The sequence below is a fragment of the Kitasatospora sp. NPDC056531 genome, from assembly GCF_042794375.1.
Lineage (GTDB): Bacteria > Actinomycetota > Actinomycetes > Streptomycetales > Streptomycetaceae > Kitasatospora.
This window is the reverse complement of sequence record NZ_JBHTTU010000047.1, coordinates 13552-26015: the sequence shown is the minus strand read 5'-3', so window position 1 is coordinate 26015 and position 12464 is coordinate 13552. Positions and strand designations below refer to the sequence as shown.

Here is a 12464-nt window from a genome sequence, read left to right as displayed (position 1 = left end):
GAGCGACATGGGCGAGACGAGGTACCCGCCGATCTCCGACTACGCCTTCCTGAGTGACTGCCACTCGGTGGCGCTGGTGAGCCGGGACGCGTCCGTGGAGTGGGCGTGTTTCCACCGGTTCGACGGGCGTTCCGTGTTCGCCCGGATCCTGGACCGGGACCGGGGCGGGTACTTCCGCATCGCCCCGGTCGCGGATTTCACCACCACCCGGCGCTACCTGCCGGACACCAATGTGCTGGAGACCCGCTTCGAGACCGCCACCGGTGCCGTCACGGTGACGGACTGCCTGCCGGTACGGGAGGACCTCACCCGCCCCGGCCACCCGGAGCGCCGCCCCCCGGGCAACCTGCTGCTGCGCCGGGTGCGCGGCGAAGCCGGCACCGTCGAGCTCGGCCTGGAGTTCGCGCCGAGGCTCGAGTACGGGATGACCACCCCGTACATGGAGGCGTCCGGTGAGGACCTGGTCGTGGTCACCGGCGGCCCGGACTCGCTCCTGCTGCAGAGCGGGCTGGCGCCGCTGCACCTCACACCGACCGGGGAATGCACGGCCCGGGCGACGGTGACCGAGGGCCAGGTGCGCCATGTCGCACTCACCTACGCGCAGGCCGGAGGGCTGACCGTCCGGCGGTTCTCGGAAACCGAGCTGACCGGACGGCTGGCGGAGACGATCGCCTTCTGGACCCACTGGGCCGCCCGCTGCACCTACCAGGGGCCGTACCGGGAGGCCGTGGTGCGCAGCGCGCTGGTCCTCAAGGGCCTCATCTACGACGAGACCGGTGCGCTGGTCGCCGCGCCCACCACCTCACTGCCCGAGGGGATCGGCGGTGAACGCAACTGGGACTACCGCTACGCCTGGCTGCGCGACTCGGTCGCGATGCTCGCGACCCTCGGCAATATCGGGTACTCGGAGGAGGCCCTGCACTTCGGCGAATGGCTGCTGCGCTCCACCTCCGGCCGGGCCGAGGACCTGCAGATCATGTACGGCATCCACGGGGAGCGGCTGTTGCACGAGGTCACGCTCGACCACCTGGAGGGCTACCGGGGCTCGCGCCCGGTGCGGGTCGGGAACGGAGCCTGGAACCAGGTGCAGCTCGACACCTACGGCGAACTGCTCACGGCGACGTACCTCATCGTGCGGCTGCGCGGCGGAGCGGCGGTCATGTACGAGGGCGCCCCCTTCCTCCGATTCCTGCGCAACGTGGTGGAGCTGAACATCCGGCGCTGGCAGGAACCGGACGAGGGCATCTGGGAGATCCGCGGCGGGCGGCGGCACTTCGTCTTCTCCAAACTCATGGCGTGGGCCGGTGTCGACTGCGGCATCCGCATGCTCGACGTGTTCCCCGACCTGGCTCCGGACGGGGATCTGCGGGAACGCTGGGTGCGTGCTCGCGCGGAGATGCGTACCGCCCTGGAGACGCGCGGGGTGGATCCGAAGACCGGCGCGTTCGTCCAGGCGTTCGACCACCCGGAGCTCGATGCGGCGGCGCTCCAGGTGGGCCTGCGTGGATTCCTGCCCCCCGACGACACCCGCGTCCTCGCCACCATCGACCGGATCGAAGCCGAACTCACGCGCAACGGCCATGTCCACCGCTACCTCGCCGAGGACGGCCTGTCGGGCGAGGAGGGTTCGTTCGTGTTCTGCACGCTCTGGCTGGCCAGCGCCCTCGCCCGAGCCGGACGCACCGAGGCGGCCGAGCAGTACCTCGACCGCGTCCTCGGCTGCGCGAACGACCTCGGGCTGCTGGCCGAGGAGATCGACCCCGCCACCGGCGAGCAACTCGGCAACTTCCCGCAGGGCTTCAGCCACCTCGGCGTGATCGCCGCAGCGCTGAACCTGGCATACGCGAAATCCGGGGGCGAGGTCGGAGAGCTTCTCGCCGCGCTCGCCGGGCAGCCATCGGGGTGATCGTCGGTTGTGCCGTCGTGGCGGACCGCCACCGTCGTCCCACCGCGCCGCAGCATGAGGATCATGCAACCTGACGGACTGCCGGGAGCCGCCCTGCGGACACCCCGCGCCGCCGGAGCGGCGGGCGTCCTCTCCGCCCTGCTGCTGGCCGCGGCCATCCTCCTGGTCCGCATTGCGCTTCCGACCGATGCCGCCGATGCGGCGGCCTGGCTCGGCGACTCCTCCCACCGGGACGCCCTGAAGGCGGCCCTGGACATGCTGCCGTTCGCCGGGATCTTCTTCCTGTGGTTCATGGGGGCGACACGGGACTACATCGGACCGGCCGAGGACAGGTTCTTCGCCACGCTCTTCCTGGGCGGCGGGTTCCTGTTCGTCGGCGTGCTGTTCGTGATCGCCGCGACCGCGTTCGGCATCCTGACCGAGGCGGACAACACCCACCCGGTCGTGCTCCAGCTGTGGGAGCACGACCGCAGCGCCGTCCTCAAACTGCTCTCCGGCTACGCCACGCGGATGGCCGCCGTCTTCACCATGTCGACCACGACGATCGGGCACCACCTCGGCATCTTCCCGCGCTGGCTCGTCTGGCTCGGGTACCTCGTCGCCCTGGGGCTGCTCTTCGTCGTCAGCAGTGCCGCCTGGTTCGTGCTCGCTTTCCCGCTCTGGATCCTGGCCCTCAGCTGCTACATCCTGGCGGTCAACTTCCGTCCGCAACGAGCGGAGACCCACGCATCGTGACACGCGGCAGCTCGGTGGCTGAGCGGCAGCCTGCGGATATCACCGGTTCCCTGTCACCCGTCGGGGGTGATGCGTGACCCGCCGCACCCCCGAAGGGGAACCGGACGCCCCGGTGCCGCCGGAATCGGCTCGGACCAACTATGCCGGCGCCGTCTACGGCTCGCTCCTGGCAGCCTCGGTGGTGGCCGGGGCCGGAACGCTCGGCAGCCCGTTCCCGCGGATCGAGCTCGTGGTGCTGCTGCTCGCCACCGGCGTGGTCTTCTGGGCCACGCACGTCTATGCCCACCTGGTGGGGGAGTCGATGGCCCACCGGGCCCTGACCCGGACGGAGATCTCGCGGGTCTGCGCCGCCGAGCGGCCGATCCTGGTGGCGGCAGTCCCTCCGGCCGCTGCCGTGGCGATCAGTCCGCTTCTCGGGCTGGAGTTCGCGGGCACGGCATGGCTGGCCCTCGGTGTCGCCGTGGCCGAGCAGGTCGGCTGGGCCAGTGCCGTGCTCGTCCGGGCCGGCACCCCGTTGCACCGGGTGGTGGCCGCCGGTGTCGTCAACCTGCTGCTCGGGCTGGTCATCGTGGTGGTCAAGGCCGTGCTCCAGCACTGACAGCCGCCCTGGCCGTACAGCAGGTTCCGGTGCTCGGCCGGGCCGGCCGGGTTGGTCGTCGAACGCGGCGGGTCAGACCAGGGCGGCGCCCCAGGCGCGGGCGCGGTCGAGCTCACCGGCGCGCAGCGGGCCGTCGGTGCCCTCGACGATGAAGCCCTCGGGCCCGGCGACCACGTCGTAGTTGTGGCGGGACAGCCGCTGGGCGATGCCCTTGGCGGCGCCGCCGGATCCGGGTGCTGCGCCCCGGGTGTCGAACGCGGCGGCGTAGGTGCCGGGTTCGGTCTTCGGGAGGCTGTGGAACCAGGAGCGCAGGCCCGGCCCCTCGGCGGTCGCCTGGGCCTCGGCGGTGGCGTCCTCGTGGCCTTCCCTGTGGTTCTCGGCCGCGACGGCCACCAAGCGGCTGAGCCCGGAGGACATACCGTGCATGTGGGTCGGTCCGCCGACCACCAGCAGGTCCGCGGACCGGGTCACGTCGTTGTCGGCCTGGGTCAGCGGGAGGCACTCGACGGACGCGGAGGGGGCCGCCTCGTGGACTCCCTCGGCGATGGCTTCGGCGATCTCGCGGGTGTTGCCGTACATGCTCTCGTACACGATCACGGTGTGCATGGTGTCCGCCTTTCGTCACCACCAGGCTCGCACGACGGGGGTGGCCCGGACGTGGGCCGTTCGGGCCGAGCCGGGCCGGGCCGGGCCTTGTCATGGGCGAGGACCTCCCAGAGGTGGACACCGTCGCCGTGCGCGTCAGAGGTGGAAGCGCCGGGTCTCCGGCTCCACGGTCTGGCCCTCGTAAGACGGCGGGGATCTTCCGCAGGACGTCCGGGTCCAGGTACCGGCGGGAAGGCTTGTGACGGACATCCGTCCAGTACGGCAGACCGCGACGACCGTGCGTCGGCTCCTTGACGAAAGCCTGGCGGCGGCAGGGTCCTTGCTGACGAAACATTGGCGACTGCCGGAAACCCAAGGGTGGTTGAGAGCGGAACAGCAACGATGCGTCGACTGTGCGTCAGGGGTTCGTCAGGGAGGGTGAACGAGCTTGCCCCGGACATCCGGACAGGCTTTGATGAGGGACATGCACCGCTCGACACGCCACCACGACCGCCCGCCGCATAGTCGGCCGCGGATCGTCGCTGTCGCGGTCGCCACTGCCGTCCGGTAGGACCGAGCTCCTTCCCGCCGGTCACCGGCCGTGTGCGCGGGCGCGGCTCCGTTCGTCGTGCCCGCGCTGATCACCGCTCGCCCGTCCCCCGCCCCAACCGGCTCCGAGGGCAGGGGACGGGCGAGAGCTCTCATCGCCTCACACCTTTCTCGCGCCGGCGGCCCCGGAGGTGAGCGGCTTCGCGCCGCGCTGCCTCCGCACCCCGCCGGCGCCTTCCACCCTTGGATGGGTCATGTCCGACGCTGTTCTGTCCGCCCGGACCGCCCTGGTCACCGGCGCCTCCTCCGGCATCGGCTGGGAGACCGCCCGGCTGCTCGCCGGGCACGGTGCCACCGTGCTGGTGCACGCCCGGACCACCGCCGAGGGCGAGGCGGCCGTCGCCCGACTGGTCGACGCGGGTGCCAGGCGGGACCAACTCGTGGAACTGGCAGCCGACTTCACCAAGCTCTCGGAGGTCGCGGTGCTGGCCGGCACGGTGGTCAAGCACTACCCGGCGCTGGACCTGCTGGTGAACAACGCCGCCGTGATGGCGCCCGAGCGCTGCACCCTCACCGACGACGGCAACGAGGTCTCCCTGCAGGTCAACTTCCTGGCCGCGCACCTGCTGGCGAAGCTGCTGCGCGCCCCGCTCTCGGCGGCGGGCGACGCCCGGATCGTCAACGTGTCGTCGTCCCTGCACCGCACCGCCTCGATGAACTGGTCGGATCCGCACCGGGTGAAGAAGTACTCGCGGGTCGCCGCGTACGCCCAGTCGCAGCTGGCGCTGACCATGGCGACCGCCGAGATGGCCCCGGACGGCTCCGGCATCACCGCCGTCAGCCTCAACCCGGGCCTGTGCGACACCGCGCTGCTGCCGCTGTACGGGCGGGTCGGCGCGCCGGCGGCGGAGGGCGCGGCGGCGGTCGTCCGCCTCTGCCTGCCTGAGACGGTCGTCGCCAACGGCGCCTACTTCGACGGTGCCGTCGTCGCGCCGACCGCGGCGGCGGTCCAGGAAGTGCGCTCGGTGAAGCGGCTGGCCAAGCTCGCCGACCAGCTGGTCGGCCAGGCCGTCTGAACCCCACCAACCCGACGATCACGAGAAAGAGCACGATGTCCAAGCGCGCCCGCAAGAAGAAGGCCCGGCGGAAGAAGAAGGCGAACCACGGCCGCAAGGTCGGGCAGAGCTGACCCCGTGGACCCACCACGTGCCACGTGCCACCGGCACCAGGTGCACCCCTCGGCCCCTGAGGCCCGCCGTCCGGCTGTGCGGACGGGTGGGCCTCGGGGGCCGAGGCACGTCCGACGTCGACCGGTGGATGAGGGCCGGGGGCGGTTTCTGCGCGGACCGAGACGTTCGGGGACCCGCCCGGCCGCGCCGACTGATCACCGAGCCCGGGATCGGCTGTCGATTCCAGCCATGCCCCGGCGCCAATACCGCGTCAATACGACCGCCGGGCACGTCAAGGGAGCGTCAGGGCGGACGGATGGATCGTCGACCGAACCTAGTGTGATCTGCGAGGAAACGGTTCGCCGCCCGGGCGTGGGGCCTGACGGCGACCCGTTTGCCGAATCCCGACCCCGGCGGGTTCCTCCGGGGCAGGTTCGGCGGCCAGTGAAACAGGGGGAGGGGGCGCGCGGCGATGCCAGCGGGTACGTCGGGTGGTACGAGTGCCGAAGAGAAGACGGTCGTGTCGGAGAAGGCGCGACCGGAGACAGTCGCACCACTCCCCGCACCGCGCGCCCCCCAACACCGGCCCGCGCGCTCCTGGCGCAGCCGGGCCTGGTGGAACACCCCACATCTGGTGCGCGCGCTCACCGGGGTCTGCCTGGCGGCGCTGCTCGCCGCCGGCGCGGTGACCGGCAGTGTGCTGGGTGGCGCCCGGGACGGCACGGACGTGATCGGACACCAGGCCGCCCCCCAGGTGGTGCGCTCGGCCGACCTCTACTTCGCGCTCAACGACATGGACGCCCAAGCGGCCAACCTGCTGCTGTTCGGCGCCGACCCGGACTACACGGCGCTGCGCAAACAGACCCTGGACACCTACGAGCAGCGCCGCACCCAGGCCGACAACGACCTTCAGCGTGTCGCGGAGGCGGTAGCCGGTGATGCCGCCGGGCAGCGGGCCGTGCAGACCGTCATCGGCGAGCTCGGCCAGTACGAGGCCCAGGTGGCCCGGGCCCAGTTGCTGGAGGAGCAGGCCCACGCTCAGGCCGGCCGGCCCCCGGCGGACGCTCTCGCGGCCTACCGGCAGGCCACCGACCTGCTGCGTCAGCGGCTGCTGCCGGCCGTCGACGAGGTGACCAAGGCCAACGCGTCCGTCGTCGAACACAACTACAGCGACCAGCGCGACGCCCTGGCCGGCGGGTGGTGGACGATCCTGGTCTTCGGGCTGCTCGCGCTGGCCGCGCTCGGGCTGCTGCAGCGACTGCTCGCGGTGCGCTTCCGGCGGCTGGTGAACGTGCCGCTGGCCGCCGCCACCCTTCTCGCCCTCGCCGGGCTGATCACCGCGCTGACGCTGGCCTCCCGGGCGGACCACCACCTGGTGGTCGCGAAGAGCAACTCCTTCGACTCGGTGATCGCCCTCAGCCGGGCCCGCGCCGTGGCCTACGACCTCAACGCCGACGAGAGCCGCTACCTCACCGACCCCGCCCGGGCGGCCGCCTACGAGCAGAGCTACCTCGACAAGACCCAGCTCTTCGCCCGGGTCGACGGCGCCACCCTCGCCACGTACAACGACAGGCTCGCCGCGCTGGCCGACCGGCACCGGGCCGACCACGGCCAGGTGGGCTTCGGCGGCTACCTCGGCGACGAACTGCGCAACATCACCTTCCCCGGCGAACAGGACGCGGCAGAGCGGGTGCTCGCCGCCTTCCAGCAGTACCAGCGCGACGACCGGAAGATCCGCGAGCTGAACGCCCAGGGCAAGCTCAAGGAGGCCGTCACCTTCGACACCGGCCTCACCCCGGGCCAGTCCAACGCCGACTTCGACGCGCTCAGCGCCGCCCTCGACGACACCCAGGCGATCAACCAGCGGGCCTTCGAGACCGCGGTCGCCACCACCGACGACGACCTCGGTGCCACCACGGCAGGCCTCGGTGCGGCAGCCCTGGCGGCGGCGCTGGCCCTGACCGCGCTGGGAGTCCGGTCCCGCCTGCGCGAGTTCGCCTGAGCCGGGCGGCGGCGAGCCGCGGACCGTGGCAGCCCGTGGGCACCGCCGCAGTCGGTGTCCTGGTTGCCGGGTCGTCGGTGGCCTCTGACGACCGGCTCTCGCCGTTCGGCCCGGGTCGTCCCGTCCATCCGTGCACGACACCGCAACGACCCTGCGACGCTGACGCCTCGTCGGCCGGCGCGACTACACCTCGATGTGCGAGCCCATGATCACTGTGCGGTCGCGGGGGAGGCCGAAGTACTCGGCGGCGTCGGCGGTGACGTAAGAGGTGGCGACGAACAGTCGCTTGCGCCAGGGCGCCATGGTCGGCGTCTTCCCGCGCCGGATTTCGATCTTCGACAGGAAGTAGGAGGTCTGGTCGGGCCGGAGTCGGCCCTCGGTCTCGGCCGGGTCGAGCGTTGCCAGCGTGCTGGGCACGTCCGGTGTCTCCATGTAGCCGAATCGGGCGGTGACGTGGATGATCCCGTCCTCGGCGTAACCGAGGTCGTCGACCACGGTCCGCTGGTCCGCCGGGACCCGGGGCACGGGCTCGGTCTCGATGGACAAGATCACCACGTGGTCGTGCCGGACGTGGTTGTGCTCGACGTTGGCACGCATGGCCAGTGGGGTGGTCCGCTTGCCCCGGTTGAGGAAGACGGCGGTGCCGGGGACCCGGATCGCCGGCACCTGCCCGCTGTGGAGCTGGTCGACGAACTCGCGCAGCGGGCCTTCGTGTCGCTCCCGCTCCGCGGTGACGATCTCCCGGCCGCGCTGCCAGGTGGTCATGACGGTGAACACGGTGAGGCCGATCAGCAGCGGCAGCCAAGCGCCGTGCAGGAGCTTGGTCGCGTTGGCCGCCACGAACAGCAGGTCCACCGTGAGCAGCGCGGTCGCTCCGACGGCGATCAGCCACACCGGCGTGTGCCAGCGGGCCCGGGCGACGTAGAAGAACAGCAGGGTGGAGATGGTGATGGTCCCGGTGACCGCCATGCCGAACGCGAAGGCCAGGGCGGTGGAACTGCGGAAGGCGAAGACCAGGGTGAGGACCGAGACCATCAGCAGCCAGTTGATCCAGGGAACGTAGATCTGGCCGATGGTGGACTCGGAGGTGTGGGCGATCCGCATTCGCGGCAGGTAGCCGAGCTGGGCGGCCTGGGAGGTGACGGAGTATGCGCCGGTGATCACCGCCTGGGAGGCGATCACGGTCGCCGCCGTGGCGAGCAGGACCATCGGCCAGCGTCCCCAGGCGGGTGCGAGCAGGAAGAACGGGCTACTGGTGTTGGCTGGATCGGCGAGGATCAGCGCGCCCTGGCCGAGGTAGCTCAGGACGCAGGCGGGGAAGACGAGGAATAGCCAGCCGCGGGTGATCGACCGGCGGCCGAAGTGGCCCATGTCGGCGTAGAGCGCCTCGGCGCCGGTGACCGCGAGGACGACCGCGGCCAGGGCGAAGAAAGCGGTGCCAAAATGGCCGGTCAGAAAGGTCAGGGCGTAGCTCGGCGAGAGCGCCCGGAGGATTTGCGGGTGGTCGGCGATGCCGGATGCGCCGCACGCGCCGATGGCGACGAACCAGGCGATCATCACGGGTCCGAACACCTGGCCTACTGCCGCGGTTCCTCGGCGTTGCACCAGGAACAGCACCACGATGATCGCCGCGGTGAGCGGTACCACGGCGCTCTCCAGGGACGGCTCGACGACCTTGAGCCCCTCGACCGCGGACAGCACCGAGATCGCCGGGGTGATCATGCTGTCGCCGAAGAACAACGAGGCGCCGAAGATGCCGAGCGCGGCCAGTACGGCGGTGGTCCGGCGGCCCCGCTGCGCGCCCGATTGCCGTAGCAGGGTGATCAGCGCCATGATGCCGCCCTCGCCGTCGTTGTCGGCGCGCATCGCCAGCAGCACGTAGGTGACCAGGACGATGATCACCACCGACCAGAACACGAGCGACACCACCCCGTACACGTTCTGCGTGGTGACCGGGACGGGGTGCGGGTCATTCGGGTTGAACACGGTCTGGAGGGTGTAGATCGGGCTGGTTCCGATGTCCCCGAAGACCACGCCGAGAGCCCCGACCGCGAGCGTGAGGCCCGCCGTCCCCTGCGCAACCGGACGGTGTGCCTGCGGCGGTCGCGATGCGGAGCCGTGATCGGCCATGGTGATCCTCCTCCGTGCGGGGCGCCCGGCGCAGTCCTGCGGTGTGCTCCTCGGACGGATCTCGGACGGAGAAGCCGCCCACGTTAGCGGGTCGGCGCGGACCACGCGCCGAGTCGGACGCCCGTGGCCGCGACCTTGACGCATCCTTCCCGTCTCCTTGGCGGGGTATTGACCCCGCGGGTCGGCTCACGCCGACGCGGTGATCGACGCCATGGCCGGGCGGGCGACCCTCCTCACAAGCCGGGTGCGTGGAAGCCGTTCAGGTACCAGAGGGGGGCGGCGTACCAGATCAGGGCGATCGAGGTGACGAGGACACCGCCGGCCAGTGGGAGTGCCCAGCCGGGCCAGCGGCGGTGCCGGACCACGATGACCTTGGCGACGAAGGCCCCGTAGAGGAAGCATCCGGTGAGCGAGTGCAGCGTCACACGGGCGTCGGTGAACTGGACGCCGTAGGCGGTGATGCAGTGCCGGGCGATGGGCAGGGAGAGGAGGAAGGCGATCAGACCGATGAGGCGGTGCGTGGTGTGGACCCGGTGCGGTGCGGCTTTCAGCGCGGGCAGGCGGCCGTAGATCCACAGGGCGAGGAGCAGCTGGACCAGCGCCAGGCCCAGGAGCGCCGATCCCAGTTGGGCTTTCAGTTGTTGTGCGTCGACGCCGCGATTCCCGAAGAGGCTGGTCTCGTAGTCGGGGGTGTGTACCCGGCCGTACCAGAAGAGGCCGGCCACCACCGCTACGGGCAGGAGAAGCCACAGGACGTCATGGAGCCGTCGGCGGCCGGTGGGGGGAGCGAGGCCCTCTCCGGGCTCGGCCGCCGCCGCTCTCGATCTCGCCGCCGCCGCCAGCGAGGGCTGCCAGGCCGCGAGGACCAGCAGGGTGAGGGCCTCGGCGACGAGGCTGAGCGGGGCTTGCGGGGAGGGGTGCAGGCCGTTTTCGGAGAAGCCGAACAATCCGGTGGTGCGGGATGCGGCGAAGGCGATGAGGGTGCAGACGGCGATCGTGGCGGCGGCGATCCGTAGCAGCAGGGGTGCCGTGAGTAGGAGGAGTGCGGCCACCGCGAAGGCGGTGCTGGCCTGTAGCAGGAACAGCGGGCCGATGATGTGGACGAGGCGGTATCCGTCGATGTAGAGCTGGGCGTGGATGTATCCGCTCGCCGCGAGGGTGGCGGCGAGCGCCAGGCGCAGGGCGAGGGCGGGCAGGCTCCGGGTGTTCATGCGAGCTTCTCGTCCTTGACGGCCAGTGTGTGGCTGCCCTGCCAGTAGTTGACGGTGCGGACGCCGATCGCGTCCTTGAGGCGTCCGGCGGGCAGCACCACTGGAAGTGGGGCGGGGCCCTCGCCGGGTTTGGGGAACGGGTAGCAGGTGGGGCGGGCCGAGTGGAAGGTGATGTTGCCCTCGGTCTTGCTGAACAGCTGGTGGACGTGCCCGTTGAGGCACGTGACCGAGGAGAAGCGGCGAAACATCGACAGCAGCTGTACCGCGTCGTCGGTGCCCCAGCCCCACGTCGGATACATCGCGAACAACGGGATGTGACTGAAGATGACGATGGGGGTGTCCGACGACAGATTGGCGATGTCCTTGCGCACGAAGTCGATCTGGTCGTTGCCGAGGTGGCCGAGTTGCTCCAGGTGCAGTGTGTTGACCAGCGCGATGAAGTGCACACCGTGGGTGTCGAAGCTGTACCAGCCGTCGCCGACGGTGTTCTGGCCGAAGGTCTGTCGGTAGGCGCGTGGTCCGTTGTCCCCGATCGAGTCGTGCTCGCCCGGCACGGTGAAGACCCGGTCCGTGTCCAGTTGCGACAGCATCTGCTTGACCTGGTCGAACTGGGCGGGGGTGGAGAGGTGCGTCAGGTCGCCGCTGTGCATGACGAAGTCGGGCCTGAACCCGAGGGAGTTGACCTGGTTGATCGCTGCGGCGAACGTCCCGGTGACGTCCATGTTGGCCGGGCCCTGGAAGCCGATGTGGCTGTCGGAGATCTGCACGAAATGCAGGTCCGCGCTGCTTGCCGGTGCCGCGTTCGCCGATCCGGGGATGTGACTGATCACCTCTCCCGCGACGACTGTCAGGACGACGGCACCACCGAACCAGGCGGAGTGCCGCATGAGCTGGCGGCGGGTCATGCCGTGCTCGCCGCCGCCGTCGGAGTCCTGTGTGTCCTCGGTCATGGTGTCACCTCCACGGTGGCGGTCATGTACGGGTGGATGCTGCAGAAGTAGGGGTAGGTGCCGGGTTGGGTGAACGTGTAGCTGTAGGTGTCGTTGGCGGCCAGGGCTGCCGACTGCAGTGGCCCGCCCGATCCCGCTTTGCTGGTGACGGTGTGGGCGTCAGGGTCGGTGTTGGTCCAGGTCACCTTCGTACCCGCCTTGACCGTCAGCGTGGGCGGGGAGAACGCGAAGTTCTTGATCGTCACGGCGTTGGCAGCCGCTGGAGCGGACGGCTGGCCGCCGGCAGGTGAGGTCGAGGACGTGCTCGGCGGTGCGCTGACAGCGACCGTACCGCCCGTTCCGGAGGCACCGGGAAATCCCGCCAGGGTCTGGCCGGGGCCGGGACTCAGCGCGCTGGAGGGCCCGGGGTGTGGCGATCCGCCGCACGCGCTGAGCAGTCCGAGTGCTCCGGCGACGGCGACAGCGGCCAGACACACCGTACGTGACCGCCGGACCGGCGGAGAGGAGCCCGCATTCATGAGCATCGTTCCTTCTGCGCGTCCCCAGCCGCACGGGCGGGTGCGGTCCAGGACCAGTCCGGGATCGGTCGTCTCAGACGGACGGACGACCGCGTTGCACCCGCCGGGGGA

At 70.8% G+C, this 12464-nt stretch carries 10 protein-coding genes; 5 read left to right on the top strand and 5 right to left on the bottom strand.

Translation table 11 applies throughout. The features are described from left to right. The first annotated feature begins 7 nt into the window (after positions 1 to 7). The 3 genes from ACFQ87_RS30160 to ACFQ87_RS30150 all read left to right on the top strand — a co-directional run bounded on the left by ACFQ87_RS30160 (position 8) and on the right by ACFQ87_RS30150 (position 3239). Entirely contained in the window at positions 8 to 1906 is a 1899-nt protein-coding gene (locus ACFQ87_RS30160; RefSeq protein ID WP_380614018.1) for a glycoside hydrolase family 15 protein, read from the top strand. A 63-nt stretch (positions 1907 to 1969) separates the two neighbouring features. Beyond that, entirely contained in the window at positions 1970 to 2641 is a 672-nt protein-coding gene (locus ACFQ87_RS30155) for a hypothetical protein (protein WP_380614017.1), read from the top strand. Between the two features lie 73 nt (positions 2642 to 2714). Next, positions 2715 to 3239 (top strand): hypothetical protein, encoded by a 525-nt coding sequence (locus ACFQ87_RS30150; RefSeq protein ID WP_380614016.1) that lies wholly within the window; start codon positions 2715 to 2717, stop codon positions 3237 to 3239. A gap of 72 nt (positions 3240 to 3311) precedes the next feature. On the opposite strand, the gene ACFQ87_RS30145 is transcribed toward ACFQ87_RS30150, so the two are convergent. Beyond that, positions 3312 to 3845, bottom strand: a complete 534-nt coding sequence (locus ACFQ87_RS30145; RefSeq protein ID WP_380614015.1) for a flavodoxin family protein — start codon at positions 3843 to 3845, stop codon at positions 3312 to 3314. 782 nt (positions 3846 to 4627) lie between these two features. Here ACFQ87_RS30145 and ACFQ87_RS30140 point away from each other — a divergent pair. After that, entirely contained in the window at positions 4628 to 5449 is an 822-nt protein-coding gene (locus tag ACFQ87_RS30140; RefSeq protein ID WP_380614014.1) for an SDR family NAD(P)-dependent oxidoreductase, read from the top strand. Between the two features lie 727 nt (positions 5450 to 6176). Beyond that, positions 6177 to 7544 carry a hypothetical protein gene (locus ACFQ87_RS30135; RefSeq protein ID WP_380614013.1) on the top strand — a complete coding sequence of 456 codons (1368 nt, stop codon included), beginning with the start codon at positions 6177 to 6179 and terminating at the stop codon, positions 7542 to 7544. Positions 7545 to 7727: 183 nt separating this feature from the next. On the opposite strand, the gene ACFQ87_RS30130 is transcribed toward ACFQ87_RS30135, so the two are convergent. The 4 genes from ACFQ87_RS30130 to ACFQ87_RS30115 all read right to left on the bottom strand — a co-directional run bounded on the left by ACFQ87_RS30130 (position 7728) and on the right by ACFQ87_RS30115 (position 12080). Further along, positions 7728 to 9674 carry a potassium transporter Kup gene (locus ACFQ87_RS30130; protein ID WP_380614012.1) on the bottom strand — a complete coding sequence of 649 codons (1947 nt, stop codon included), beginning with the start codon at positions 9672 to 9674 and terminating at the stop codon, positions 7728 to 7730. A gap of 233 nt (positions 9675 to 9907) precedes the next feature. Beyond that, the gene (locus ACFQ87_RS30125; RefSeq protein WP_380614011.1) at positions 9908 to 10885 is read right to left on the bottom strand and encodes a DUF6529 family protein; all 978 of its coding nucleotides are present in this window, start codon (positions 10883 to 10885) and stop codon (positions 9908 to 9910) included. Beyond that, on the bottom strand, positions 10882 to 11835 hold the full coding sequence (locus tag ACFQ87_RS30120; RefSeq protein WP_380614010.1) for a metallophosphoesterase family protein: 954 nt from the start codon (positions 11833 to 11835) through the stop codon (positions 10882 to 10884). The genes ACFQ87_RS30125 and ACFQ87_RS30120 overlap by 4 nt, the downstream gene beginning before the upstream one ends. Next, the gene (locus ACFQ87_RS30115) at positions 11832 to 12080 is read right to left on the bottom strand and encodes a plastocyanin/azurin family copper-binding protein (RefSeq protein WP_380614009.1); all 249 of its coding nucleotides are present in this window, start codon (positions 12078 to 12080) and stop codon (positions 11832 to 11834) included. The genes ACFQ87_RS30120 and ACFQ87_RS30115 overlap by 4 nt, the downstream gene beginning before the upstream one ends. Positions 12081 to 12464 lie beyond the last annotated feature (384 nt).

Excerpts from the sequence above, each read along its gene's own strand:
- ACFQ87_RS30120 (WP_380614010.1), bottom strand. The coding sequence starts at position 11,835 with ATGACCGAGGACACACAGGACTCCGACGGCGGCGGCGAGCACGGCATG.
- ACFQ87_RS30155 (WP_380614017.1), top strand. The coding sequence starts at position 1,970 with ATGCAACCTGACGGACTGCCGGGAGCCGCCCTGCGGACACCCCGCGCC.
- ACFQ87_RS30160 (WP_380614018.1), top strand. The coding sequence starts at position 8 with ATGGGCGAGACGAGGTACCCGCCGATCTCCGACTACGCCTTCCTGAGT.
- ACFQ87_RS30125 (WP_380614011.1), bottom strand. The coding sequence starts at position 10,885 with ATGAACACCCGGAGCCTGCCCGCCCTCGCCCTGCGCCTGGCGCTCGCC.
- ACFQ87_RS30130 (WP_380614012.1), bottom strand. The coding sequence starts at position 9,674 with ATGGCCGATCACGGCTCCGCATCGCGACCGCCGCAGGCACACCGTCCG.
- ACFQ87_RS30140 (WP_380614014.1), top strand. The coding sequence starts at position 4,628 with ATGTCCGACGCTGTTCTGTCCGCCCGGACCGCCCTGGTCACCGGCGCC.
- ACFQ87_RS30145 (WP_380614015.1), bottom strand. The coding sequence starts at position 3,845 with ATGCACACCGTGATCGTGTACGAGAGCATGTACGGCAACACCCGCGAG.